Annotated in this window: 19 protein-coding genes and 1 other RNA gene; 11 read left to right on the top strand and 9 right to left on the bottom strand. The window is 50.4% G+C overall.

The genetic code is table 11. The features are described from left to right. The first annotated feature begins 235 nt into the window (after nt 1-235). Together H6F91_RS11330 and H6F91_RS11335 are read left to right on the top strand one after the other, a co-directional pair. On the top strand, nt 236-955 hold the full coding sequence (locus H6F91_RS11330; RefSeq protein WP_190771211.1) for a Bax inhibitor-1 family protein: 720 nt from the start codon (nt 236-238) through the stop codon (nt 953-955). A 250-nt stretch (nt 956-1205) separates the two neighbouring features. Beyond that, nucleotides 1206-1739, top strand: coding sequence for a tetratricopeptide repeat protein (locus H6F91_RS11335; RefSeq protein ID WP_190771212.1), 534 nt, complete (start codon nt 1206-1208; stop codon nt 1737-1739). Between the two features lie 80 nt (nt 1740-1819). Here H6F91_RS11335 and H6F91_RS11340 read toward each other — a convergent pair whose 3' ends face one another. Beyond that, on the bottom strand, nt 1820-2560 hold the full coding sequence (locus H6F91_RS11340) for a phycocyanobilin:ferredoxin oxidoreductase (RefSeq protein WP_190771213.1): 741 nt from the start codon (nt 2558-2560) through the stop codon (nt 1820-1822). 174 nt (nt 2561-2734) lie between these two features. Between H6F91_RS11340 and H6F91_RS11345 the strand changes: the two genes are divergently transcribed. Together H6F91_RS11345 and tatA are read left to right on the top strand one after the other, a co-directional pair. Further along, nucleotides 2735-3544, top strand: a complete 810-nt coding sequence (locus tag H6F91_RS11345; RefSeq protein ID WP_190771214.1) for a serine/threonine-protein kinase — start codon at nt 2735-2737, stop codon at nt 3542-3544. 231 nt (nt 3545-3775) lie between these two features. Beyond that, nucleotides 3776-3955, top strand: a complete 180-nt coding sequence (gene tatA, locus H6F91_RS11350; protein WP_190771215.1) for a twin-arginine translocase TatA/TatE family subunit — start codon at nt 3776-3778, stop codon at nt 3953-3955. A 440-nt stretch (nt 3956-4395) separates the two neighbouring features. Here tatA and cphA read toward each other — a convergent pair whose 3' ends face one another. Together cphA and H6F91_RS11360 are read right to left on the bottom strand one after the other, a co-directional pair. Beyond that, nucleotides 4396-7131 (bottom strand): cyanophycin synthetase, encoded by a 2736-nt coding sequence (gene cphA, locus H6F91_RS11355; protein WP_190771216.1) that lies wholly within the window; start codon nt 7129-7131, stop codon nt 4396-4398. Between the two features lie 291 nt (nt 7132-7422). Beyond that, the gene (locus H6F91_RS11360; protein ID WP_190771231.1) at nt 7423-8274 is read right to left on the bottom strand and encodes a cyanophycinase; all 852 of its coding nucleotides are present in this window, start codon (nt 8272-8274) and stop codon (nt 7423-7425) included. Between the two features lie 602 nt (nt 8275-8876). Between H6F91_RS11360 and trmD the strand changes: the two genes are divergently transcribed. Further along, nucleotides 8877-9620 (top strand): tRNA (guanosine(37)-N1)-methyltransferase TrmD, encoded by a 744-nt coding sequence (gene trmD, locus H6F91_RS11365; RefSeq protein ID WP_242035741.1) that lies wholly within the window; start codon nt 8877-8879, stop codon nt 9618-9620. A gap of 102 nt (nt 9621-9722) precedes the next feature. On the opposite strand, the gene hemH is transcribed toward trmD, so the two are convergent. Together hemH and H6F91_RS11375 are read right to left on the bottom strand one after the other, a co-directional pair. After that, a complete protein-coding gene (gene hemH / locus H6F91_RS11370) occupies nt 9723-10886 on the bottom strand; it encodes a ferrochelatase (RefSeq protein WP_190771217.1) in 1164 nt (387 codons plus the stop codon). Between the two features lie 503 nt (nt 10887-11389). Continuing rightward, nucleotides 11390-15094: a hydantoinase B/oxoprolinase family protein gene (locus tag H6F91_RS11375; protein ID WP_190789323.1), complete on the bottom strand. Its 3705-nt coding sequence runs from the start codon at nt 15092-15094 to the stop codon at nt 11390-11392. 428 nt (nt 15095-15522) lie between these two features. Here H6F91_RS11375 and H6F91_RS11380 point away from each other — a divergent pair, with 428 nt between their 5' ends. The 5 genes from H6F91_RS11380 to H6F91_RS11400 all read left to right on the top strand — a co-directional run bounded on the left by H6F91_RS11380 (nt 15523) and on the right by H6F91_RS11400 (nt 21886). Then, nucleotides 15523-18051: an Ig-like domain-containing protein gene (locus H6F91_RS11380; protein ID WP_190771219.1), complete on the top strand. Its 2529-nt coding sequence runs from the start codon at nt 15523-15525 to the stop codon at nt 18049-18051. A gap of 253 nt (nt 18052-18304) precedes the next feature. Next, nucleotides 18305-18695, top strand: a transfer-messenger RNA (tmRNA) gene (gene ssrA / locus H6F91_RS11385). A 626-nt stretch (nt 18696-19321) separates the two neighbouring features. After that, nucleotides 19322-19501 carry a hypothetical protein gene (locus tag H6F91_RS11390; RefSeq protein ID WP_190771220.1) on the top strand — a complete coding sequence of 60 codons (180 nt, stop codon included), beginning with the start codon at nt 19322-19324 and terminating at the stop codon, nt 19499-19501. 296 nt (nt 19502-19797) lie between these two features. Then, a complete protein-coding gene (locus tag H6F91_RS11395; protein WP_242035742.1) occupies nt 19798-20487 on the top strand; it encodes a Crp/Fnr family transcriptional regulator in 690 nt (229 codons plus the stop codon). A gap of 871 nt (nt 20488-21358) precedes the next feature. Beyond that, nucleotides 21359-21886, top strand: a complete 528-nt coding sequence (locus H6F91_RS11400; protein WP_190771222.1) for a universal stress protein — start codon at nt 21359-21361, stop codon at nt 21884-21886. Between the two features lie 214 nt (nt 21887-22100). Here H6F91_RS11400 and hisS read toward each other — a convergent pair whose 3' ends face one another. Continuing rightward, complete coding sequence (gene hisS, locus H6F91_RS11405) at nt 22101-23384, bottom strand: histidine--tRNA ligase (RefSeq protein WP_190789324.1); 1284 nt, start codon at nt 23382-23384, stop codon at nt 22101-22103. A 391-nt stretch (nt 23385-23775) separates the two neighbouring features. On the opposite strand from hisS, the gene H6F91_RS11410 reads away from it, so the two are divergent. Next, the gene (locus tag H6F91_RS11410) at nt 23776-24546 is read left to right on the top strand and encodes a hypothetical protein (protein ID WP_190789325.1); all 771 of its coding nucleotides are present in this window, start codon (nt 23776-23778) and stop codon (nt 24544-24546) included. Between the two features lie 481 nt (nt 24547-25027). On the opposite strand, the gene H6F91_RS11415 is transcribed toward H6F91_RS11410, so the two are convergent. The 3 genes from H6F91_RS11415 to H6F91_RS11425 form a co-directional block, all read right to left on the bottom strand. Further along, a complete protein-coding gene (locus H6F91_RS11415; protein WP_190789326.1) occupies nt 25028-25297 on the bottom strand; it encodes a hypothetical protein in 270 nt (89 codons plus the stop codon). Nucleotides 25298-25389: 92 nt separating this feature from the next. Continuing rightward, entirely contained in the window at nt 25390-25713 is a 324-nt protein-coding gene (locus H6F91_RS11420) for a helix-turn-helix transcriptional regulator (protein WP_190771226.1), read from the bottom strand. A 204-nt stretch (nt 25714-25917) separates the two neighbouring features. Continuing rightward, the gene (locus H6F91_RS11425; protein WP_190771233.1) at nt 25918-26718 is read right to left on the bottom strand and encodes a creatininase family protein; all 801 of its coding nucleotides are present in this window, start codon (nt 26716-26718) and stop codon (nt 25918-25920) included. Nucleotides 26719-26829: the final 111 nt, after the last annotated feature.

Consider the following 26829-nt stretch of genomic DNA (forward strand, 5'->3'; position numbering starts at 1 on the left):
GCAATTGAACAACTGAAATTTAGCAAATAGTTTAGAGTAGGGGAGTATGGAAGCGTAGAAAAGGCATGAATATCTACTGCCCCTGATAGAAGGGGGTGTTTGAAAAGAAACTTTTGCAGTTTCCACTAGCAAAACATTGGTCTCTCCGTGGACCTCTTCAAGCATCTTCTAAAAATTTGATGACTCAGGTCAGAAGGTGTTTAAACCATGCATACCTTTGGAGATTGATTGAGTTATGACCAGCACGAGTAATTTTCGTAAGGCATTCCGTGATGCGCAAACTCAGGCTCTAGTCGGGCCCAATGTTATTAAGAATGCGCTGCCCTATTTGGGTGGTGGGCTGATTCTGACCGCCCTGGGTACCTATGGCGGATTGGGTGTGATCCAGAGTAACCCAGGTCTGTTTATGACCACCTTCTGGGTGGCCTTTGTTGCTGAATTGGCCCTTTTCTTTGTTGCCCAGGGCGTCGCAGCTAAAGGTAATAACGGAACTGCACTACCGCTTTTAGCCACCTATAGCTTGCTATCAGGGTATACCTTGAGCGGTTTAGTCTTTGTGGCTCTTGGGACTGTAGGCATTGCTAGCCTCGGTATTGCCGCTTTGGGATGTGGAGTCACTTTTATCGCTGCGCGACAAATTGGCTCTAACCTATCTGAACAAGATGGCATGGCCCTGTCACAAACTATCCGTATTGGCATTATGGCCTTGTTCGTTGTGCTAATCGCACAACTGGCCCTTTCCCTATTTGGGGTATACACTCCAACTTTCATAGAGATTGCCATCTCTGGGATAGGCGTATTGCTGTTTGTTGGTTCAGCCGTTGTCGACTTTTTTGTGTTGCCTCGGGCTTACCGCGATGAGCAGTATCTATCAGCAGCTTTGTCGATGTATCTGACCTACATCAACCTGTTCGTGTTCATTCTGCGGCTGCTAATTGCTTTGAACCGTGATTAGGAACAAGCGATCGCAGCGTTGAATGCAGCCAGTCTGCTGTGAGTAAAAGAGAGGGTAGATGCTTTGCATTTACCCTCTCTTCGTGTCTTAACCTAAATGGCCTGAAGTGAGTGAGAGCAGTACTTCCCACTCATTCCTGATATCCCAACTAACGCGACAAAGGCTATAGCTGTGCCCAAGAAGTACAGGGTTGTGGTGTAGGCTAGGAGAAAAGGGAATTTTTACTCCGATTACAGGCGGTTTTAACGATATGAACGAAGGGACGTTTCCAACGCTCTATCTTGGCCTTCTGGTGAGCTTGCTCTCCATCGCAGCGGTGTTTTTGGTTCGTCAGGTTCTACGCACACGGCGTACTGAAACTCGGCTGAATCGGTTGCAAGCTCAACTGAAACAAGGAAAAGGAAATGCGCGGGAACATTACGAATTGGGCAGTATTTTGTTGGACAAGCGCCTGTACACTCAGGCGATCGCTGAGTTCCAAAAAGCGCTGAAGTCTAAAGACTTAGAAGGTGCTGAGAATAAAGCACTGCTGCACAATGCCGTGGGCTACGCCTATGCTGCCCAGGAGCAATATGACCTTGCCATCCGTAACTATAAAGAAGCCGTGGATCAGGTGCCGGGTTATGTGACGGCTCTAAACAACCTTGGTTTTGCCTATGAGAAGAAACAACTGGTTGCCCAGGCTTTAGAAACCTACGAAGCAGCCCTCAAGTCAGAGCCTAAAAATAGCACGGCGAAGCGCCGAGCAGAGTCTCTGCGAAAACGCTTAGTCCCATCCACCTAGTAAAAAAGAAAAATTGCGGGTGCAATGCACCCGCAATTTTTCTTTTTGGGCTTCAGAGCCTGTTTTAAAGGTAACGCGTCCTAGTCTTCTGCCGGAGCCAGGTCGAATAGAACTGTCGTCATGTAGCGTTCTGCCCACTCGGCTCCGAAGGCTTTTTCGAGAACACGACGGGTCTTGTCATTCTGCTGTTGTTGAGTGCAGTAACGCTCCTGTCCGGCCATGATCTCGCTACGTTGCTCCGGGGTAGATGGCGTGGCGATCGCCCGCTCACAATGCACCGTCATATAAGCTTCCACCTGATTCAAAAATGCCGTCTCCTCCTCGGGAGATTGGGGCCGGATAAACAGGCAGAAGTCTGAGAAGATCGTGGCCCACGTCGGAAAACTGCGGTTGTCTGAGAACTCCGAGGAAGGAAGTGCCTGGAGAGACTGTTGGTAGGCGTCGGGTAGGGTATGGTCAGAACGAACTGGGGAGAGATCGGCAATGGCCATACTAATTTGTCCTCGACCTCCAACTAAATCAGCCCCAAACATGGGTAAATCATAGTCTGGGCGGGGAAACATTACACAGTGCAAAATATCTAAGCCCTGGCCTACTTTAGCCAGTTCCAGATGAATTTTGCGAAACTGTGGTGTCTGGTAGCAGCGGTTCTCAATGATCAATTTTTCCCCTTCGAGTTTGCCTTCCACGTACCCCAGGTCTTCGGGTAGATGGTAAGGTTGCAGCTCTAGATGATGCTGCCAAACCGCTTCCAACCGATCCGCCAGTTGGTGAATCAGGGGGTGAAGTTGGCTTCGAAGAGATGAGGTAGAAGAAGGCATACGGGAATTCAAGATCGCGATATAAAGATATGAGATGATACGTTCCCGACGGGGAACTGTAAGCTTTAGAAACAGAGAAGCAACTGTATCCAGGTCACCAAGTAGGATGGATTGCAGGAGGCCCGCAATCACCAAGACAACTACCTGAATAACGTAGTCACTATAGGAATCATTATGTCAGGTCAAATACTGGGCGATCGCTACGAAGTTGAACAACAGCTAGGGAAAAAAGCAGGGCGCTGGACATTATTGGCCCGTGACCTTATCACGGATTCCCCAGTCATCCTGAAACTCTTGTTCATTGACGAGAACATGGCCCCCGATGACCTGAAACTGTTTAAGCGGGAAGTGGATATCCTGCAAACTCTGGAACATCCAGCTACGCCCCGCTACTTGGGCTATTTCGAGATTGCCCTACCCCGCAATGGCAAGGGGTTAGCCCTAATTCAAAGCTATATGCCTGGGAAATCGTTGTACCGCTACATGGAGGAAGGACGCCTCTTGACAGAGGCAGAGGCGTGCCAGGTCGCACGCATTGTCCTGGAAATTCTGGTTTACCTACACGGTAGAAAACCACCTATTATTCATCGCGATATCAAACCCGGCAATATTCTGCTTTCGGAAGATCCGAGCCAACTGATGTCACAAATCTGTCTAGTGGATTTTGGTTCGGTCAAATCTCTAGCTCCTAGCGATGGAACCACTTTTAGTCTGGTCGGCACGGATGGATATATCCCTCCCGAACAAATGGGACGACGCGCTGTAACTGCATCAGACCTCTACAGTCTTGGAGTTACGCTGGTATCTGCAATCACGGGAATGGATCCTCAGGATATGCCGAAGCGGGGCTTCCGTTTGGAGTTAGAAAAGTTTCTAACGATTAACCCAGAGCTATTTGAATGGTTCCGGAAAATGACGGAGCCCGAGCTGATGCAACGATTTCGACAAGCGGATGAGGCCTTAGCTTCATTACCTCGACTGTAAGCCGCAGGGAAACCAACAATCTCTAAAATTTGCAGAATACCTCCATTGATATTGCTATTGCAGCTAGTTAGGATATCAAGAGCATTTTGAAGCCTTGCTCTAAAATGCTCTTGATATCCTAACTAGCCACGCAAGGGTATAGTTAGAACAGGCTATGGAAAGAAGCTAAGCGACTACGCTGCACCCATAAAACAGCAGAAAAGCGGGTAAAACGGATTACAGGAGACGTTCATGTTATTTGGTCTTGGCTGGCCTGAAGTCGCAATTATTGCGGTTTTGACTATTATAATTTTTGGGCCAAAACGCATCCCAGAATTGGGCAGTGCCCTGGGAAAAACCCTACGGGGATTTAAGGAAGAAATCAAAAGTAATAGTGGTGAACTGGAAGAAGGCGACGACACCAAGGAATAACTTCCAATCCATGCAGAGAATATGCTTGGTGTTTAATACTAAGCACATTCTCTGTATGGATTGCTCCATATTGGGACTTGTGCATTAATGTCAGTTGCAGCCGTTTTCGTTATGCCAAAAATGGCTATGAGTATATCTATTACAGCGCTTTTCAAGCGCTCAAAATACGGTTGTTTTTGTGAGAGACGCGCAGAGCGCGTCTCTCACAAAAACAACCGTGGCTGATTCAAGTGCGAAGCGCTGTAAGTAAATCTTTTAGAAGTCGTTTAAAGACTAATTTAGAAGGTCGATTTTCCATGCCTTTCAGCTAGAAAATCAACCTTCTCAAACAAGTTTTTAGGAGGTTTCTGCATAAGAATCTACCCAGGATGTTGGTGCTTTGCCCGCTTCGCGGGCAAAGCACCAACATCCTGGGGATAATTTCATTGTTGGAAATCTCCTTAGACAAGTTCTTCCAATTCAACACCGTCAGAAGAACCATTATCTGAAGCAGTTGCTTCTGAGAATTCGGTGTTGGCCTCAGTTTGAGTTGTGGGAGTTTGGAGGGCGATCGCCTCTTGCAACGGCCGCCGGGCATCGATAAGGGCGATCGCCCGCTTCACACTCTCCGGCAGAATCACCACGAGGCTACCGTCGGGCGCGTTGTCGAGGGTTTGATTAACTGCTTCTGTCTCATTCAGTATCACCGTGTAATTCATGTTGGGCTGAATTTGCCGGATACCTTCAACGATGAGCTTGGCAGCGTCACCTCGCGGGCGACCACGGGTATCATCGTCCTCTTTGACAATGATGCGATCAAACATGGCAGCAGAGAGCCGACCCACGGTGATGAAATCTTCGTCGCGGCGATCGCCAGGTCCTCCAATCACGCCAATTCTTTCACCATCCCAATTGCGAATGAAGCCACCCAAAGCCTCATAGCTATGGGGGTTATGCGCATAATCTACCAGGGCATGAAACTTACCCAGATTGAATAGATTCATTCGGCCTGGGGTCTGATTTGCGGATGCTTGGAATGTCGCCAGGGCAGCTCGAATCGTCTCGATAGGCACCCCTTGAGCAAATGCGGCCAGAGAAGCCGCTAGAGCGTTGGCAATCATAAACGGAGCTCGGCCGCCCATCGTCAGGGGCACATCTGCCGCTCGCTCGATACGTAGCGTCCAGTCGCCTTTGAGAATACAGAGGTAACCGTCTTCATACACCGCCGTCAAGCCTCCCTGAGCCGTATGGCGCTGAATGATAGGGTTCTCTGGATTCATGGAAAAATAGGTGATCTGCGCTTTAGCTCGCTTTGCCATCGCAGTGACTAAAGCATCATCGGCGTTTAGCACAACATAGCCATTAGGGCTGGTGGATTCTGCTACCACACTCTTCAGGTGAGCCAGATCCTCAACCGTATCGATATCGCCAATACCCAGGTGATCGGCAGCGACATTCAACACAACCCCTACGTCGCACTGGTCAAATCCCAGGCCAGAACGGAGGATACCGCCCCGCGCCGTCTCCAGCACGGCAACTTCTACAGTTGGGTCTTGCAGGATAACCTGGGCACTCTGAGGACCAGTCGTGTCCCCTGCTTCTGCCAGGAAATCGCCAATGTAAATCCCGTCTGTTGTGGTGTAACCCACAATCTGCCCGGTTTGTTTGAAGATATGGGCGATCAGGCGGTTAGTAGTAGTTTTTCCATTTGTCCCAGTAACGGCAATGATGGGAACTCGGCTAGGGGTTCCCGGTGGGAACAACATATCAACGATCGCCGCTCCCACATTGCGAGGGGTGCCTTGACTGGGGGAGAAGTGCATCCGCAGGCCTGGTGCCGCGTTGATTTCGACGATGACTCCATCCACCTCGCGCATAGGACGAGAAATATCCTCAATCACCATGTCGATGCCAGCAATATCCAGACCGACAATACGGGCTGCTCGTTCGGCGATCCAGAGGTTTTCAGGGTGAATTTCGTCAGTGCGGTCAATGGCAATGCCACCTGTACTGAGGTTGGCTGTCGCCTTTAAGTAGCAGATTTCTCCAGCGGGCAGCACTGTTTCTAAAGTGTAGCCCTGGCGATCAAGCATTTGAAAAGCAGCGCGATCGAGTTCAATAGCGGTCAGAACGTTAGCGTGGCCTGAACCCCGCAGTGGATCGCTGTTTGTTTCATTAACCAATTCTTGAATAGTGGACTTGCCATCACCGATAACATGAGCAGGAACCCGCTCAGCCACCGCAACCACTTTGCCATTGATGATCAGAATGCGGTGATCACGGCCAGTATAAAAGCGTTCTACAATAACCGATCGCGTCTTAGATTCTTCCAGAGCGGCTTCGTAGGCTTCCTCCGCTTGCTCCATGGTCGTGAGGTTAATACTGATACCTCGGCCATGGTTACCGTCTAACGGCTTAATGACGATAGGAAAGCCACCTACCTCATCGATGGCTTCTTCTAGCTCATCCTCATAGTAAATAACGGTGCCTCGGGGAACGGGAACCCCAGCGTCCTGGAGAATCCGCTTTGTCCCTTCCTTATCACTGGCTAGCTCTACGCCTAAGATCCCGCTAAAGCTGGTCAAGCTCGCCTGAATACGTTTTTGGTGAACCCCGTAGCCAAGCTGGATGAGCGATCGCACACTTAACGGCATCCAGGGAACATTGCGCTCCTTAGCGGCTGTGACAATATGCTCGGTGCTGGGCCCAAGGGAGGAGTCCTGGGCAAATTCTTGTAAATCCCGTAAATCTTGCTCTAGCTCTTCAGCCGGGTAGGTGCCGCGATCAACAATGCTTTGGCAGAGACGAACAGCAGCCCGCGCAGCATAACGTCCGGCCTGCTCATCTTCGTACTCAAATACGACCTGATAGATTCCGGGCTCTGAGGTTTCCCGAGTGCGGCCAAAGCCAACGGGCATCCCGGCCAGGGTTTGCAACTCCAGAGCAACATGCTCGACAATGTGCCCCATCATCGTGCCTTCCTGAACACGCATCAGGAAACCACCACGACATCCAGGGGAGCAGAAGTGCTCGACCAAACTCGGAAGGGTTTCCACTAAGCCTTCATAAAAGCCCGGTATTTCGTTAGACGGCCGATTTGCTAAATCCTCCAGATCCAGTCGAGCAACGATTAGCTTCTTATACCGGATACTCCAGTAATTTGCCCCTCGCAGTGTTTGAGTCTTAAGGATTTTCATACAGGATTAGGTCTGAAGGTGAGAGCAGATGCGGGCCATCACAACAAAGCTCTAGTGTCCTTTGCCAGGAAACCATCAAACTGTTCCTGGAGAACACTTTGACGACGAGTTGTTGCCAATAGGTAGAGCGTCCGTAAAAAGAGTCTGAAGGAATCGAGCATGCGTTCATTAAGACGTTAATTACGAACCCCTTAAGGAGAGAGTGATTTAAGGATAGTTTAGTAGCAAAACTATCAAAAAGTTGGTAAAACCTTACAATCGCCAATACCAAACGACTATTTCTATCGTGAATTAGACGTGTTTGGGCAGAAGCTTTCGCTTGTAATAATCGTAGCGATCGCCATGGCACATAATGTGCACCTTCATGTTGTGAATACTGAGAGGATCGCTTGTTCCCACGCTGGGCTGGTTTGTGAATGAAATGTTTCCGGCATCAATGACTGTAACGGTGCCTTTCCCGATGACCTGGAACGATCCATCCGACTCAAACATGGCACAGGTGTCTTCATCAATGCCAATGCCCAGGCGATCGGGATAGGAGGCGATCGCGCTCATCAGACGGGCCATCCGGTTTCGGTTGTGGAAATGTTGATCCACAATCACATCTGGAATAATGTTGAGTCCGGCGGTCAAGTCAACCAGAGAACGGTTGGGTGATTCTCCACTGCCGCCCCCAGCAATCATATGCTGGCCCATAATGGCAGCCCCAGCACTGGTGCCACCGAGGGTAACTTCGCCAAGTTGAGCGCGAATGCGAACCTTATCCATGATAGGCGTATCGGCCAGCAGACCACAGAGCCGCAGTTGATCGCCCCCGGTGATAAACACCCCCGTGCAATCGTCCAGGAAGCTTTGCCAATGGGGATCATCAGCTTGCTCCCGTTCGCGAACATCGATCACCTCAATGGCCTTGGCTCCCATATCCTCAAAGATGGTTTGGTAGCGGTTGCCAATGATCACAGGTTCCCGTGAGGCAGACGGAATAATCGCAATTCGGGCATCGGTGCCACCCGCACGATTAAAAAATGTTGTAAGTATCATCCGTCCGTGGACTTTGTCCTCGGCACCACCGATTACCAGTACTGCTGTATTCGTTTTCTCGGACATCCTGGGAAGCAGGGTTTCAGTTTCCAATTGCAGCATCATACCGTTCCTTGGGGTGAAGTTGGTGATTTGCCGCAATAACCGGTTTAGGGCAAACGTTTGTTTTTTCATGAGTAGAGAACCCTAATCCGGTCTGGTTAGCGGAATCACTCATCGGGCTAGCCACGATAATCGAAGAGGGGGGCGATCGCTTTTGCAGCGCTTTTCATAAGACAAGACCTCACGCTTCTAATGCAATCAACCGATCCTCATATCCTACCCGTTCACTCCGTCCACGTTCGATCGAGGTGTTTGAAACGTTCCATATCTGGAAGATTTCTAGGAATTGATGTTTAGGATGACAGGCACACCAGAATCAATTCATTCAACCCCTTCTAAATTAATCTATCGGACAGCGCCTGTTGTTGAGACAGGAAACCTTGACATTTTGGACTGTTTTCAGGGCTTGAAGCTTATCAGAAGCAGGACTTATGCATTTGTGTTGTGGTGGGGTGCGAAGTACCCCACCACAACACAAATGCATAAGTCCTGAGAAGAATGGCTGTGTTTATTCTCAATAGTTCAAACTTTCAGGTGGTTGCTATATCGTTGAAAGGGGCGAGAAAAATTGCTCATGATGGACAGATGGCAATATTTGGGCAATGACAATGATGGATCTTCAGGGGCCATTACCCCTCCGCTTTGATGTAGTAACCCTATTCCCCGATTTTTTTACCTCGCCGCTTGAGTCTGGGTTAATGGGTCGAGCTCTGGCCAACCGTATTGCTGAGGTGCATTTCACAAATCCGCGCGATTTTGCCATAGACAAACACCGGAAGGTGGACGATGAACCCTATGGCGGTGGTGTGGGCATGCTGCTGAAACCGGAACCCATTTTTGCGGCGATCGAATCCTTACCCGTGTTACCCCGTCGAGAAGTAGTCTTTATGACACCTCAAGGGGAGCCGATGCGGCAAGGGCTATTTCAAGACATGGCCCAGAATTACGATCAGTTAGTGATTCTCTGTGGTCACTATGAAGGGGTTGATGAGCGGGTGTTAGAGTTAGTGACCCGCGAGGTTTCTCTGGGAGATTTTGTTCTGACCTGTGGAGAAATTCCAGCCCTGGCATTGATGAATGGAGTGATTCGTTTGCGGCCTGGAACTGTGGGTAAAGAGGAGTCGTTAAAGGCTGAAAGTTTTGAGGCCGGTTTGCTGGATTACCCGCAATATACCCGTCCGGCTGAGTTTCGAGGAATGAAGGTGCCTGAGGTGTTGCTGTCAGGAAATCATGGGGCGATCGCGCGTTGGCGACATGAACAACAGCTTCGGCGCACCCAAGAGCGCCGACCTGACCTGTGGGAAGCCTGGGTTGAACAACAGGCATCTGAGATTAAGCCTATTTGAACGGACCCTGTAGGCAAAGCAAGAAGCCGCAGTTCCTTGGGAACTGCGGCTTCTAAAGTTTTTGTCTCCACAGATTTTTATTCTGTGAAAGTCAAATTTTGTTTAGAGCAATCCGACAAAATGGAGAGGGCCGTGACCACTAATCAGCTCCACCAGGAGGGCCAGGAAGCCCAGCATAGCGAGACGACCATTCCACACTTCGGCACCCGGCGTCAGGCCCCACTCCCACCCCTCAGGCGGGTAGATCTTCATCGTATCGTTGGGACGCAGGGTTTCGGCCACATCCACACTGGGTTTATTGAGGGCATCTACCACAATCTTTGCCAGCTCGTCGATGAAGATGGGATGAGTATTCAGTGCAGGTACCCGTTGAAAGGTGTGAATTCCCGCCTCTTCTGCGATCTCCCGATACTCGATGTCAATTTCCTGAAGGGTTTCGATATGCTCGGAGACAAAGCTAATGGGCACAACCAGTAGCTTATCTACACCCCGCTCAGCCAGCTCCGTGATTGCATCCTCGGTGTAAGGCTTCAACCACTCCACAGGGCCAACTCGGCTCTGGTAAGCCAGAGTGTACTCATTGGGTCGATTGAGGGTCCGCATGATTAGCCGCGTACATTCCTCAATCTCCTGCTGGTAAGGGTCTCCCGCTTCCTCTACGTAGCTCACGGGCACCCCATGGGCACTGAAGAAGATGTGAACGGAGTCAGGATTTTCAAACTGAGAAAGCTGTTGGGCGATCAAATCTGCCATGGCTTGCAGATAGCCCGGACGCTGATACCAGGATGCAATGACAGTGTGCTCGGGTGGCTTGAGGTCGGGGTGTTCCCGCCACAGCTTCTCAAGTAATCGGAAGCTAGAACCGCTGGTGCTAATGGAGAACTGGGGGTAGAGGGGAAGGATGACTAGGCGCTCAACACCATCGCGTTTGATGCGGGCGATCGCCTCCTCCGTAAAGGGATACCAGTAGCGCATCCCGATATAGACCTGAGCCTCCTGACCCTGGCGGGTTAACTCTTGCTGGAGGGCTTGCGCCTGCTCTTCCGTGATACGGCGGAGGGGCGACCCACCACCAATCTGACGATAGTTTTCCTGGGATTTGCCGCTGCGGCTGGTTGCAATAAACCAGGCCAGGGGTTTTTGCAGCCAGGGAATCGGCAAACGGATGATTTCTGGATCAGCGAACAAGTTGTAGAGGAAAGGACGTACATCCTCTAATTTGTCCGGCCCGCCCAGATTTAACAAGAGGACACCGACTCGACCCATAGCTCCCACTGCTTCCCTCGTTGGATGGTTGGATTAGTTTAATCTTTGTAACCGATTTTAACAATGATTTTAGGAAGACACACTATTCCAGAGGGGATTACCCTGGCATTGCCGCTGAGTTACCCTACCCATCATTAGTGCGAATATTTCCTATTATGCGGGATGGCGCGGCGGCTTCAAGAATGAATTTTAGGTAGAAACCATAAGGTTTCCGTGCAAAACTTGTAGCCCTCGCCCTGGGATTAACAAAAAACGGGGAATGTTAGAAGCAATCTCCCCTTTAGCCCTGAGTCTGTCAAAACTGATAGAGCTTTACGCACAGGTTATGTTTGAACAGCTGCAATTCGCGCGGCTTTTCAAACATAACCCTTCTGGTTTTAAGGAGATTTCCAACAATGAAATTACCCCCAGGATGTTGGTGCTTTGCCCGCTTCGCGGGCAAAGCACCAACATCCTGGGTAGATTCTTATGCAGAAACCTCCTAAGTGCGTAGTGCGATCAACTCAAGAAGAAGACCCGTAACCTCCACCCCCCGGAGTTTCCAGAATCAGCGTATCGCCTGGGTGTACCGCAACTTCTGTGCAGCCCTTGAGAAATTCGATTTGGCCGTCTTCTCGCTCAACAATATTGCGCCCGATGACCCCCGGTTCCCCTCCAGCTAATCCAAAAGGTGGAACTTTACGATGGCCTGACAGAATGGAGGCCGTCATTGCCTCTCGAAATTCAATCCGACGAATAACCCCATTTCCACCAGCATATTGCCCTCTACCACCGCTATGGGGGCGAATCTTAAAGCTCTCAATTAAAACCGGGAAGCGCCATTCCAGCACTTCCGGATCCGTGAGCCGAGAGTTTGTCATGTGAGTATGGACAGCATCAGTTCCGGCAAAGCCTGGTCCCGCCCCTGAACCACCACAGATTGTTTCGTAATATTGATAGCGCTTGTTGCCAAAGGTGAAATTATTCATGGTGCCCTGACCTGCTGCCATCACCCCCAAAGCACCGTAAAGAGTATTGGCGATCGCCTGCGACGTCTCCACATTCCCCGCCACTACCGCCGCCGGATAGGTTGGATTGAGCAAACACCCTTCCGGCACACTGATGCTCAGAGGCTTCATACAACCAGCATTCAGTGGAATGTTATCGTCCACCAGTGTGCGGAATACATATAGGACTACAGCCTTACAGATAGCGAGAGGGGCATTGAAGTTGTTGGGTTGTTGGGGAGAGGTGCCTGTGAAATCCAGGGTGGCAGAGCGAGTGGGGTGGTCGATGGCGATCGCCACCTGAATCTGCGTTCCATCATCCATGCGATAGGTAAACTGCCCATCAGACAGCACCGTAATCACCCGCCGCACCGACTCTTCTGCATTGTCCTGAACGTGTTGCATATAGGTCTGCACTTGCTCTAACCCATAGCAGCTAACCATCCGCTGCAATTCCTGCACCCCTCGCTTATTGGCCGCCACTTGCGCCTGCAAATCTGCCAGGTTCTGCACAGGGTTACGTGCCGGATACTGCCCAGTGGTTAAAAGTCCCAGAATTTCGGCTTCTCGGAAATGCCCATCCCGAACCAGCAGCACGTTATCGAGTAAAACACCTTCTTGTTCGATCGTCTGGCTGTGAGCGGGCATGGAACCTGGGGTCATGCCCCCAACATCCGCATGATGACCACGCGAAGCTACATAGAAGAGCGGAACCGTGGGTGAATCCGGGGGAAAGACCGGCGTGATAACTGTGATGTCTGGGAGATGGGTGCCGCCGTTGTAGGGGTTGTTGGAAACATAGACATCGCCCGGTTGTATAGAATCACCCACTGCTGAAATCAAACTCTTCACACTTTCGCTCATGGAGCCAAGGTGAACGGGAATGTGAGGGGCATTGGCAACCAATTGCCCCTGAGAGTCAAATAGGGCACAGGAGAAGTCCAACCGCTCTTTGATGTTGACGGAGTAGCTGGTGTTCTGGAGGGTGACGCCCATTTCTTCGGCGATCGCCCGAAATAAGTTATTAAAGATCTCGAGCAGAACGGGGTCGGGCTGGGTCGATGGGTAGGGGGATGGATGGGTCGATGGAACAGAATTGTCCCCCATCTGAGCCTCAGCAAGTTTGGTGAGTAGCAGACTGGACTGTGCCGTGAGTGTAGCCTCCCAACCGGGTTCAATAACGGTGGTGCTGGTGGGTTCAATGATGAGGGCTGGGCTGGGGATGCGATCGCCCACCCCCAAATCACTCCGCCGGTAAACCGGAACCTCATGCCACGCACCACCACTATAAAGAGACACCATTGCAATGGCCTCTTTCCTTCTGCCGTCTGCCTCCTGCCCTCTGCCTTCCTCCCTACCTAACTCACCAGCTACATCCATTGCCCCGATCGCTTCCACAGAAACCGCTTCCACTACTAGAGGTCTGTTTTCCATGCTGAAGCCGTAGCGTTGCTGATGTTGGGCTTCAAATTGCGATCGCAAACTCGCCAAATTCCCCCAATTCACCAGCAGAGACGAGTCGGTACCCTGGTAGCGAAGGTGTACCTTGGCAACAATTTGAATTTGGCCCGCGGATTGTAACGGAGCATCGCTGGCTGCCGCTTTAATGCCCTGTTGCTGGAGGTCGTCTCGACCCGCTATGGCTAATTCCGTTAATACCCGTTCCAAAGTGGACAGCAGCGCTTCGGTGAGTTCTGCTTCGATGGCGCGTTCTCGGAGCGATCGCAAATCCGCCAATCCCATCCCATAAGCCGACAGCACACCTGCATAAGGATGCAGGAAGATTTGCTTCATGCCCAAGGCATCGGCGATTTGGCAGGCATGCTGTCCTCCCGCACCTCCAAAGCAACACAGGGTGTACTCGGTGACGTCATAGCCCCGCTGGATGGAGATCTTTTTGATAGCGTTAGCCATCGTTTCGATAGCAATTGCCAGAAACCCCTCGGCGACTTGTTCGGGCGATCGCACATCCCCTGTTTTTTGCTGAATCTCCTCGGCTAGGGCTGCAAACTTCTGACGTACCACTTCCGCATCCAGAGGCAAATCTCCCGCTGGCCCAAAGACCTTGGGAAAAAACTCGGGCTGTACCTTGCCCAGCATTACGTTACAGTCGGTGACCGTCAGCGGCCCACCCTTGCGATAACAAGCCGGACCGGGATTTGCCCCAGCCGATGCTGGTCCTACACGATAACGGGAGCCGTCAAATTTCAGAATTGACCCACCACCCGCAGCAACGGTGTGAATCGCCATCATGGGTGCCCGCAACCGCACACCAGCCACTTCCGTCTCGAAAGTGCGCTCATATTCACCATTGAAATGCGAGACATCCGTAGAGGTGCCGCCCATATCAAAGCCAATAATTTTGTCGAACCCCGCGTGCTGGCTGGTTTGGACTGCACCCACAATGCCACCCGCTGGCCCGGACAAAATACTGTCCTTGCCCTGAAACAGTTGGGCGTCGGTCAATCCACCGTTGGATTGCATGAACATAAGGCGGGGCGACTCGTCACCTGACAAGTTCAGTTCTGCTGCAATGCGATCGACATAACGCCGCAGAATGGGTGACAGGTAAGCATCCACGACGGTCGTATCGCCACGGCTCACCAGCTTCATCAGTGGGCTAACTTCATGGGACACCGATACCTGGGTAAAGCCAACCTGTCGTGCCCATTCAGCTACTTGCTGCTCATGGTCAGGGTAACGGTAACCATGCATCAGCACGATCGCACAAGAACGAATGCCTGCGTTATAAGCATCCTGCAAATCTTCAATCAAACCACTGACCAGAGGGCGAACAGAGATCAACACTTCTCCCTGAGCTGTCACTCGCTCGTCCACTTCTATCACCCGTTCATAAAGCATTTCGGGTAAGACAATGTGACGGGCGAAGATATCGGGGCGATTCTGATAGCCAATACGCAAGGCATCGTGAAAGCCTTTGGTGATCAGCAGAACCGTGCGATCGCCCTTCCGCTCTAATAATGCATTGGTCGCCACCGTCGTGCCCATCTTGATACAGGCAATCTGTTCAGCAGGAATGGGGGCATCGGACGCAACACCGAGAATATCGCGGATACCCTGCAATGGTGCGTCAGGATAGCGATCGGGGTTTTCGGAGAGGAGCTTGTGAACGATGCGATCGCCCGCTGGGCTCTGGGCCACGATGTCGGTAAAGGTGCCGCCCCGATCAATCCAAAATTGCCATTTTCCTGCTGCGGTCATCGCTGCTGTTCCTATCAATCCTTACATTGCATCCATTGTGCCAGCACTCCCAAAACCCGGTAGCAGCAGTTGAAATATATACACGCAAAGCTTTGCTCATATATTGCAGCAAAACTCAGAACCGTTATTTTTCCGTCACGGCGCGACAAAAAACAACGGTTCTAGGTTTTGTTTTAGTAAAGATGCAGGATGCGAATTTGGGGATGACAAAGCGGCATTAATCTATTCCTGCATCGTACTTCTTCGGAATTTGTTTCATTCAAATTGTGTAATTAAAAACACCCTGTGTGGGTGTTAAGCACTGATTTGGTGTCAAGCGATCGCAGTCATTTCAGCCAAAGCCATATCACTCTAAGCGTTCTGAGCATTTCAGCGATCGCCCCTTTTGTATCGGGTACTCATTCACCTTCCTCTTCCAAGGCAAGCTCATGACCAATTTCGCTAAATCAGGCGACGAGGATACGACCATTGCTTTTACCCTTAACGACTTCACAGCCGCATTTGATGATCCAGAAGGGGATAGCCTCAGCAAAATTCAAATCACAGCACTCCCCACAAATGGTGTGCTCAGGCTCAACGGTACTGCTGTCACACTCAATCAAGAAATTGCCGCTGCCGATCTTAATAACCTGAGCTTTGTGCCCGCTCTCAACTTTAATGGCACCGATAGCTTTGGGTGGAATGGCTCGGATGGTACAGCCTATGCTGAAGCGGCCTCAACAGTTGCATTAACCATCAACAGCGTCAACGATCGACCAAATGGCTTTGGTTTTAATTATGCGTCAACACCTGTGTTTGAGAATACGCCGGGGGCGATCGCTGGCTTTATAGGTCCAGTATCCGACATTGATGAGGGAGAGACGTTTACCTACAGTGTTGGCGACGATCGCTTTGAGTTTGTTGGTAATCAACTCAAACTTAAAGATGGTGTGTCTCTTGATTTCGAGGCTTTGGGTTTAGACGGGCAAGCTGTCATTATCCTCCCGCTCACGGTCACAGATGCAGGTGGTTTGAGCGACTCAGCCCTTCTCAGACTCTCCGTTTTTAACGTTGAAGATGGGCCTGACACGGTACCCCCAGAGGCTCCACAAATTAACATCGTCGCCACTGACGACATCATTACCCAAGCCGAAAAGGAAGCAGGAGTGCTAATTTCGGGTACCGCTCAGTTGGGAAGTTATCTCCAGATTACCTGGGGGAACGTTACCCTTGATGCCTTTGCTAGTGGCATGGGCAATTGGGGTATCCGCTTTGGTTCTTTCAACATTCCAGCCGATGGCAACACGACAATCAGCGTTACGGCAACCGATGCCGCCGGTAATGTTAGCGCAGTGAGTACACGCTCGGTTCTGGTCGATGCGGCACCACCTCCTATGCCAGCGATCGCCCTCACCACCGACTCCAACATCCCCACAGATTATTACACCAACGTCGCCGACCTCACCGTGACCGGGGTTTTAGAAAACCATACGGTGCAGTACAGCATTAACGATGGCGAATGGCTTACCAGCTATACCGCACCCACGACAGATGGCCGCTACACTGTCGATGTGCGCCAACTCAAGCCAAATGGCAACGTCTCAAATACGATTCGCATTATCTTCGACTTAGATACAACAGCAGCCGATCCCACCTTTGATCCGGTTACCAGTGATAACGTCATCAACGCCGCCGAAGCCGCTGCGGAAGTGACTTTATCAGGCGAAACAGAAATTGGTGCCCAAATTAGTTTGACAATTTCAGGCTCACCAGGCACTCGTGATGTGGTTGTCTTTGGCAACGGCAATGCAGCGACCTGGCAATATACACTAACTCCCGCCGATATTACAGCCCTGGGGCAAGGCAGCCAAAGTATTACCCTGGCAACGGTCGATCTATCCGGTAACATCGGCAACCCTGTAACCCACACTTTTAACATCGATACGATCGCCCCCAGTGCAACAGTTAGCGCTATTTCCTCCCTCAGTGCCGACTCCCGAATAGCTGGAGATTTCATCACCAATCAGGCGAACCAGACCGTAACAGGAACCTTTACAGGTACACTAGCGACGGGTGAATCGATCCAGGTGTCAGCTAATGGTGGGGCAACCTGGAACACAGCGACCATCAACGGAAACACATGGAGTGCCGCAGACGTGGTTCTCCAACCCGGTTCTCGTAATCTGCTGACCCGCACCATTGATACTGCTGGGAATGCGATCGCTGGTGTATCCAGAACCTATGCCCTCGACAGACGTATCTCCACCCTTCCCGCCCTTACAAGCTACAGCAACCCGCTTGGAACGAATAGATTCATCCTCAATGGCATTGCTGAGTCTGGTAGCGCTGTAACGGTCCGTAAAGGCACGACTGCATTGGGAACCGTCGTAGCCGCCAACAACAGTCGCTGGAGCCTGAATACACCCAATCTGACAAACGGCAGATTCAACCTCACAGCGAGAAGTGTAGATATTGCTGGCAATGCAGCTATTTCCAGCGTCACAACCCTTGTAGCAGGCAACGCTGGCAATAATCGTTTGGCAGGTGGCAGTGGCAACCAAATTCTCGTCGGCTACAACGGCAACGATCGCTTGAACGGCGGTAATGGTAACGACACTCTGCTGGGTGGTGCCGGTGGGGATGTTCTGACCGGGGGGAATGGGGGCGATCGCTTCAACCTCACAGGAGTACGCACCACAAGTGCTGATACCCTGACAGATTTCAACAGAGCAGAAGATCGTATTTTAATTTCTCGCACAGAATTTAATCTCACGCAAGCAATTGGATCTCTGCTCAATGCTTCGCTCTTCCGCTTAGGAACGACAGCCAGCACAGTTAATCAGCGCTTTATCTACAACCAGAGCACAGGTAGCTTGTTCTTTGATGCAGATGGCTCGGGTACCGAAGCACAAGTCAAAATTGCCACCCTATCGAATAGAGCCACGTTATCGAACAGACAAATTGAGCTTGTCGCCTAGCTCTGCAATGTCTCTGCGGGGTTGGGTGTGATGGTTTTTCTGCACCACACCCAACCCTCATGCAGCAATTCTCATTATGGGCTTCAAAGCCGAGAGTTTGTGCCCTACGGGCACGAACTCTCGGCTTTGAAGCCCGAAAACCGCTCGCTTGGGGCGAGCGGTTTTCGGGCTGGATTTCAAAAATGAGAATTGCTGACCTTCATGAGAAACCCTCCCGAAATGGAAGGGAGTGGCTATAATGGTTAAAGCACATGGGGCTGTAACGGTTTCGACGTGTTGGCGAACGTTATTCTATGATGCAGGCCGAGAGCGAGCTAACTCTCGTAAATAAATGGCTCAAAACAAGTACATGCGAACAACATCGTACCTTTTGCTCGTAAGCGCGTAGCTGTAGCTGCCGCCTAAAAAACCACTCTTGGTTCGAGCGTCTGCGGTTTGACTCCGTTAAGGATCGTAGACCAACCCCCAACGGATGCTCCAGTTTCTTGCCTCTGGTTGAGAACTGGCTAAGACTTCACCAGAGAATCCCATCGTCAGGGATAAATGACGATTCCTGCTTCGAGGGTTAGAGAAGCTAAGCCTGTGAGTGAGTGGGGTATTAATAACCAGTGCGGACAGGAGTTCGACTCTCCTCAGCTCCACTTTTAATAACTCAAATCAATCTTCTTAACCCATTAATTGTGCTTACACTATGCCCAATTAATGGGTTGAAAGTATATCTTAATCAAATTTTAGTTAAGCAAGGAATACTATCAGGTTTGTTCCAGCAATTGTAGGTAATTTCATCAGGATAAGAGAAGAGGGTAGCCACTAAACAGCTACCCTCTTTCTTTATTTTTGATGAGATTTCTTTAAGGATTAAGTCAGGAGACTTTTACATAATTCAGTAGCTAAACTCTCACTCCGGTTGATTTATAAGGGTTGACGACAAATTGTCATAAACTTGTCTCTGTCAAGAGGACGGGCAAAATATCAAGCTTTCAAAAAGCTTCTCATTAGGGTCAGCAAACTATGCTTTCCTATTGTTTAGAGGATGCTTGCAATAGAGTTATGTTCAAATGATGTGCTCGCTGTAAAAAGAATAAAAAGATTTCGGCATTTATGCTGATAGGGCACAACAAATCTTGAACAAAAATTTTGTGATTCCCGTTTCTAGAATGTGCGATCACATACGTAATTGGGCATTCTGAAAGTGGAATCGCAAGAGGGTTGGGCGCTATCTATAGCGATTCCAGAGCACACCTCATTGTTAACCTGTTTTTTCCCCCCTATGATGAAACCGAACCTCTTCGTACCCCTCTGGCACTTCCTGAACCAACCCGTGTTTGACGAGCGATCGCCCCTTATTCTCGATCCTCGCCGGTTCTGGTACTTCTACCGGGTTCGGTATTTGGAGCGCTGCCTCTGCAAGAATTTCCAACCGGAAGAGCGTTTCCGTAACCAGGGATAATTCTTCAGAGGGTGTTTGACCTCCTTGAGCCTGGCTCAGGGGTTCAAACACCCTCTGTTCAGTAGACCGAACTCAACCATAAAGTTCCAGCCTAATTCTTTGGAATTGCCAGGAAATTGAACGTTTGTTCCCAGTTTGCGTTAACCTTTTACAATCCTACCCGGTTATACCATGGCGATGAGCTGCACCTAGGAGCGTGCATAGCCGCTTCTTGCTCTGGTTGAATTCGCTGACCAACAAGGGGTATGCATGTTTATCCTAGTGTCTAGGTTGATATGACTCCAGTACAGGATCGAATGACTTCTCGTGACTCTCGGGATCCAGATCTAATTCGCGATGCTCCCTTTTTTGAAGGCTTACCCGAAGAATCGGTTGAGCAAGCCATTAGCCATGTGGTTATTCGTAACCATCCGGCGAATCAGGTGCTATTGCTGGAGAACGATTGGGGAAGTTCGGTCTATTTCATCCTTAAAGGTTGGGTCAAGATTCGCACCTACAACTTGGATGGCAAAGAAGTCACCCTAAACATTTTGGGAACCGGAGAGCTTTTTGGAGAAATGGCTCCACTGGATGAGGTTCCCCGCTCAACAGACGTCATTACCCTGGTCCCTACCACCATTGGGAACCTTCCTGCTCAAGACTTTGTTAACCTCCTTCAATCAGAACCCAAGGCGGGGATCCGATTGGCTCAGCTCATGGCACGACGGCTGCGGCAAGTTAACCGCCGTCTGCGCTTGCGGGAGTCTGACAGTATGTCACGGGTCGCTGACATCATCCTGTTTCTGGCCGACGGTCAGGGCCGAGCAGGGCAGCAGGGCATCGAGATCCCTAACCTGCCTCATCGGGAGCTGAGCAGTTTGAGCGGACTTGCTCGGGAGACTGTAACCCGAGTGCTGAGCCGCATGGAGCGTAAGGGGTTGATTGTGCGGGAGCGAGAAACCCTGAGCATCCCCGATATTAATGCCTTAGAACGCATGCTAGTTTAAGACCCATTCCTATAGCAAAAATCAGGGCTTCTTTCTTGGTTCGTAACGAGAAAGAAGCCCTGATTTTTGCTATGGCGCGTTTAAAGCGTTATGTCTAGCAAAATCCTGAACAGTTTTTGCTGTCTACCCTCATCCTTGAAGGTAGACAGCCAAGTATCTATAGTGCTGTGCGCGTTGATTAAGTACAGTAGCTTGAGATACAGCGTGCCCCACGCTACTGTTGCTGTACTTAACCGACTTGTCCATTGCTATATAACATCAATTCAACCATTCTCTTTTGAGTTATAGCTACAACCATTTTTTATAAAAAGAATGGGAGTAGAACATCTAATTTTCTTATAGAAATGGTCACAAATAGGAATGAATACATTAAGTCAGTAAGTAGCTTTCCAAGCTATTAGGTACGAGAGAGCGTTGTGAGATTTCATCCCACGCCCTTCCCTCATACCTAGCAGATTAGAAAATGCCGCAATAAATTGAAGATGAATAATCAATCACTAAAGCCATAACTTGAATAATTACATTAGATTAAATGGGTCATGTATCGATTTCTAATGAAGAGCTCGCTTATAAAAGGTTGATAGAAACCCATGAATTAATCCATTAAGCAATGTCGCAGAATATCCTATTTGGAGGAATGTACTGTAGCTTTAAGTTACAAATAGAGTGAGCCCCTTGCGTGTGAACATGGGTTCGTGAGTTGCCTCAACTGAGAAGTAACTCATACTCATTTTTCTTTTTGAAAAAACCTAAAGTTGTGGTTGGATGAAGGGCCTAAAACCCTGAACGCCAACAGTTCACATCGAGTTTCGTTATCCTACCTCCCCTCCTTGTGCAGATTGAATCAAACAAGTATCGGCAGGAGCAACGTATGAATTTCCAGAAAATCCTAGCTGCTATTGATGACTCGCCTTTAGGGAAAAAGGTGTTCGACCAGGCTTTAGCTCTGGCCCAATTGCACCATGCCCAATTATTGTTATTTCACAGTTTGACGGAAGAACTGGTACCTAAGTTTCTTCTTTTTCCTGGGGAAATGGGGCTGGCTCCTCAGCTAGTTAATCAGGCTTACCACTGGCAACAGGTTCAGATGGAGGAGCAATCCCAGCAAGTTCAACAGTACTTCGAGGATCTCTGCGAGGAGGCGCAGCAGAAGGGGGTATCGGTACAGGTCAGTATCCACCCACAGGAAGCAGGCCAAGCCATCTGCCAGATTGCCAAGTTCTGGCATGCCAATCTCATTGTGATGGGTCGTCGGGGACGGCGAGGGCTCACAGAGGTTTTATTGGGTAGCACCAGTAACTATGTGTTGCACCATGCATCCTGTCCAGTTCTCATTGTTCAAAGCGAAGGGGAGGCTGGTAATCTTCGTAAGGAAGATAGGGTCGTTGCATCCCTGTAGGTTAGGAGCGCCATCTGGAAGCGATCGCCCTGTTCTCCCTTAGGAAAGTTCCGCCGCAAATAGTTGAGGGGTAGCACAACGTGCCACCCCTCAACCATGGTTTACCTTCACCCTAGCGAAAAGCCTAGAGTGTGTTTTAAAGCTGGCCGAAAGGTTATTTTTTCGTGCGTTCCGCACACGTAAAAATGACCTTAAAACAAACCCTGGGGCTATATCAGCCTTGACGGAGGGCTGCAATTTGCTGCCGTAGAGCATCCGCCTCTTGAGCCAAGCTACTTTGGGCGATCGCCTGCTGCTCTCCACTCCCCAGCCACTTCAACTGAGCAGTACCCGCTGCTGCTTCTTCGTCACCTACGATAAAGCAGGCGAGGGCACCACTGCGAGCGGCTCGTTTGAACTGTTTACCAAAAGCACTGCCGCTCAGGTCTAGCTCCGTGGCAAAACCCAAGCGTCGGAGGGTTTGGGCCAGTTTAAGGGCATTCGCTTCAGCGCGATCGCCCCGAGATACGACATAAAAATCTAACGCTGCAGCAGGTAGTGGCTGAATTTGTTGCAACAGAATAATTAATCGCTCCAAACCACTGGCCCAACCCACAGCAGGAGTTGCAGGGCCACCCAATTCAGTGACCAGACCGTCGTACCGCCCACCACCACAAACCGTTGCCTGAGCCCCCAAGTCATCAGACTGGATCTCGAAGACGGTATGTGTGTAGTAATCCAGCCCTCGCACTAGACGAGTGTTGATGTTAAAAGAAATGCCTAGATCCGTCAGGAGTTGCTGCACCTGCTCAAAGCGTGCCTGGGATTCAGGGCTGAGACAATCCAAAATGCTGGGAGCCCCTTCCAAAATTTTCTGGGTCTTCGCATCTTTGCTATCGAGAATGCGGAGAGGGTTACGGGTCAGCCGATGCTGTGAATCTTCGTCGAGTTCTTCCTTGTATGGAGTGAGGTAAGCTACGAGAGATTCCCGGTAATGTTGGCGATCGCTGGCATCTCCAATTGAATTAAATTCCAGCTTCAGATTTTGTAAGCCAATAGCCCGTAGAAAATCAGTAGCAATGGCAATCACTTCCGCATCAGCACGGGGATCGCTGCTACCCAACACCTCTACCCCCAGTTGGTGAAATTGCCGCTGCCGCCCGGCCTGGGGGCGCTCATAACGAAACATAGGACCGAGGTACCAGAGCCGCTGCACCCCTCCCTGAGCATAAAGGTTGTGTTCGATGAAGGCGCGTACGGCCCCAGCGGTGTTTTCAGGCCGCAGGGTGAGGGAGCGATCGCCCCGATCTGAAAAGGTATACATCTCCTTGCCGACCACATCGGTCGCTTCGCCAATGCCCCGTTCAAATAGGTCTGTTTGCTCAAAAATAGGGGTGCGAATTTCCTGGTAGGCAGCTCGATGGAGGATTTCGCGGGCGATCGCCTCGACCCGCTGCCAGTAACCCACCTCACCCGGCAGAATGTCTCGTGTACCTCGAATTGCTTGAATTGCGCCCATAGTTTTTTGTGTCGTAACCTGCCAACCAGAGTTCCAAACTAACGAATATACACCCCAAGATGCCCTTCGATCTAACCATTGGCAGGCTAAAAATCAGGGCTTTTCATCTGACAATAGCGTGGAACAGCATTGGACAAGACAAATGAGCACAAGGCTTAATTAAGCCCAAATGCTTAAACAAACTGCATATTACCGAAGGGTCTGGAGGCATACAGGTTGGCTTCTTGCCCCGGTTCTGCTGCCTAAATTACTCAGAGTCTGATCTTAGTCTCTTGATTATTCTGGCACCTTTACTAACCAGCGGTTAGTGAAATTGCAGATTTGTTCTCTACGTCCGTTTGTAGCAGTAACTTACCTGCTTAGTCCTTTTTAGCAAGTGGAAACAACGGTCATGAAATCTATTTTTACTACTGCGGGCATTTCTCTACTAGCTTGGTTGGCATTTGCGCCTTTTCAGGCAGCTCAAGCTCACGAGCACACCTCCAACAGTGGGGAAACCACCGTCGCTCAGATCATCGAGAACGGCTCTCCTCTGCAAGACGGCTCCTCGCTAGATCAATCTCCTAACCGCGTGATCACCGACAACGAAGGTGATGACCCCGGTGTCGACAACTTTGAAACGGAAGGCACTGGTGAGCCCGTAGGTCGCCCCAATGTTCGCCAGCCTCAGATTGATGCTCAGCGCGAAATTGATGATGAAGGGCAGTCCTCTCTGGATCAGTCCCCCAACCGTGTGATTAACGATAACGAGGGTGACGACCCCGGCGTAGATAGCTTCGAAGTAGAGGGTACCGGTGAAGGCCGGGGTCCTGTCCGCCAGTCTGAAAATAACCCCATTCGGGAAGCTGATCGTGAAGGTCAATCTTCCATCGATAATTCTCCCAACCGCGTGATCAATGACAACGAAGGTGACGATCCTGGTGTAGACGACTATGAAGTGGAGGGGACTGGTGAAGCTGATCGTGGAGTTCAGCGCGATACCTACACCCGTGAAACTTACATCAACCAGCCTCAGGTTGACAGCCGTCCTCGGTACAACCGCCCTGTAACAGGCCAGACCACCCAGCAGCAGCCCACAGTGGACTACAACCGTCCTGCCACTCAAGCTCCCAGCAACACCCAGCAGAACTACTCGAACGAGCCTGTTCGGGGCCTCTGGTAAATTTCTGCCGGTATGGCACGGGATCGGTACCTGTAGATTAATGTCTAGCAGGAATCCGTTCTAACTCCACAAGCACCTGCCTCTTTGAGGTAGGTGCTTATTCGTTCTCGGTCTAAAACCCCTTCAAAAATTGCCACTTTTCTGGCTTCCTGGAGCACAAAACCAACTTCAAACAGCTCTTTAAACATTAAATAGTTTGGCGATCGCCCCTCACCAAATTGCCCAATATAAACAGCCAATACCCCCTACTTAACCTCAGTTCGGGTTAAGGGCTTTTTCGAGTGCCGCGCTTCGCGCGGCACTCGAAAAAGCCCATTATTGCGTACGCGACGCGCACGCAATAATGGGCGGTTGGGCTTATCCCGAACTGACGTTACTTACAGGACAAGTAGGGGGTATTTTGCTTTCATAAGGATGACCGAAAGAACGAGGGCGTGAGGTAGCAATTATCTCGCGCCCTCGTTCTTAATCGGATTGAAGGTTAGCTTGGTTGGGGAAGGGGTTGCCAGGGACCAAAGCGATCGCCATAGTACTGCAAAATCTGTGAGACTCGTTGGCGGGCATTGTCATCGGCTGCACTCAGAGAATAGCGCAAGCCTCCGGCCTGGCTTTGTAAGTAGTCAAATTGAGAAGAGGTTTGCGGCAAAACCTCCGCCTCTACTCCAGGCACTTGCCGCAGGTGGGTGGCAACTTCACGGTAAATAGCCAGCGGCAAGGTTGTGCAGGTAATCCAATGGTGTTCTTCGGTCATCGTTCAATCTGCTACATCCAATCGTCATGGAGAAGAAGCTAACCTGAGGCAGGGAACTTTGTAGGTATAGAAGTCAGGCTAGTTTATTCGAGCTATGAGACTACTTGTTCTGTATCCTCCGCGGGCTCGGCCACAATATCGGGAGTTGGCGCACCTCCAGGAGGTGGGGGTAGCGTGCAGCAGTTGACCTCATCGATACAGATTTTGCCCCATTGCAAGGCCCAACGGACGAGGGCAACTCGGTTTCCCGTTTCTGTCTTGGTCAGGATATTGCTGATGTGGTTGTCTACGGTACGCTTGCTAATTTCAAGCTTTTCCGCAATGTCTTGGTTCGTAAGCCCCGCCGCAACGAGTTCTACAATTTGCAGTTCTCGATCCGAAAGGGAATGGGAGATCTGAACGTCATCACTTGCCATACCCTAACACCGTGTATATGTACCTATTGTTTCTCCATTCTAAAGGGGGCAGGCTGGATCGAAGGATAAAAACGCAAATTTTCGACGAAGTTCAGCTTTTTCTACAGACTCACCGCAGAGCGGCGACAGAATCAGGCTCTCCTGCTTTCAAACATTCTTGTAGTGGGCTTCGCACACTACAAGAATGTATAAGCCTTGAACGTCTCAAACCTGGGGCTGTCGGAACCGATGAAGATCCTTAAGAACACAGACCCAGCTCTCGACGGCAGCATTGAGGATGCGATCGCCCTTCTCCACAGTTGCAGGCAAGGGGTCACCCAAGACTCCACTCCGGCTCAAATCTCGTGTTGTCCAAGCAAACGGTAAGGCTCCCTCCATGCTCAGTACGCTCTCCTCAGGCAATTCAGGAGGGTATTCGGCTACCGCTTGATCCATCCGCACCTGTTCGGGCAGAAGCGACAGTAGCACGCTGGTTTCGATTTCCCCGGCGTGGATACCGTACTCCAACTCCTTGGGTGGCAGGTCTTGGAACGGTAGGTTGGGGACTCGCCAGACAAACAGGGGAAAAACCAGGAAATCGTCGTATTTCTGATGTAGGTCCCGCGCCACAATTTCCATAATTTGGGGCTGACCACCATGGCCATTGATCAGGGCAAACTTCCGGAAGCCTGCACGATAAAGGCTTTCCCCTACTTCCATAAGCATTTGAATGAGAGTTTGGGCGCTAAGGGTGATGGTGCCCGGAAAATGCCAATGTTCGTTGGATTTGCCGTAGTAAAGCGGGGGCAAACTGTAAGCAGGGATATTGGGATCTAGCTGGGACAGGGCTTTACCAACCACTGCGGTGGCGATCGCCGCATCCACAATCAACGGTAGATGTGGCCCATGTTGTTCGATCGCCCCAATGGGTTGCACAATCACGACATTAGCCCGGTTAGGCATGGTGTCAATATCGGTCCAGGTCAGATATGGGAAAAAACGGTGGGGAGGGATGTAACCGTGCATCATGGCAGATTCGAAGTTGTTTTTACCGGTTGACTCACAGGCATTCAGCCAGAAGGAAAGGTTGGAGCTTAACCTCAATCCATCCCTTCTGGCCTCATGAACATGCTTGAG

The sequence above is a fragment of the Leptolyngbya sp. FACHB-8 genome (assembly GCF_014695575.1).
GTDB lineage: Bacteria > Cyanobacteriota > Cyanobacteriia > Elainellales > Elainellaceae > Vacuolonema.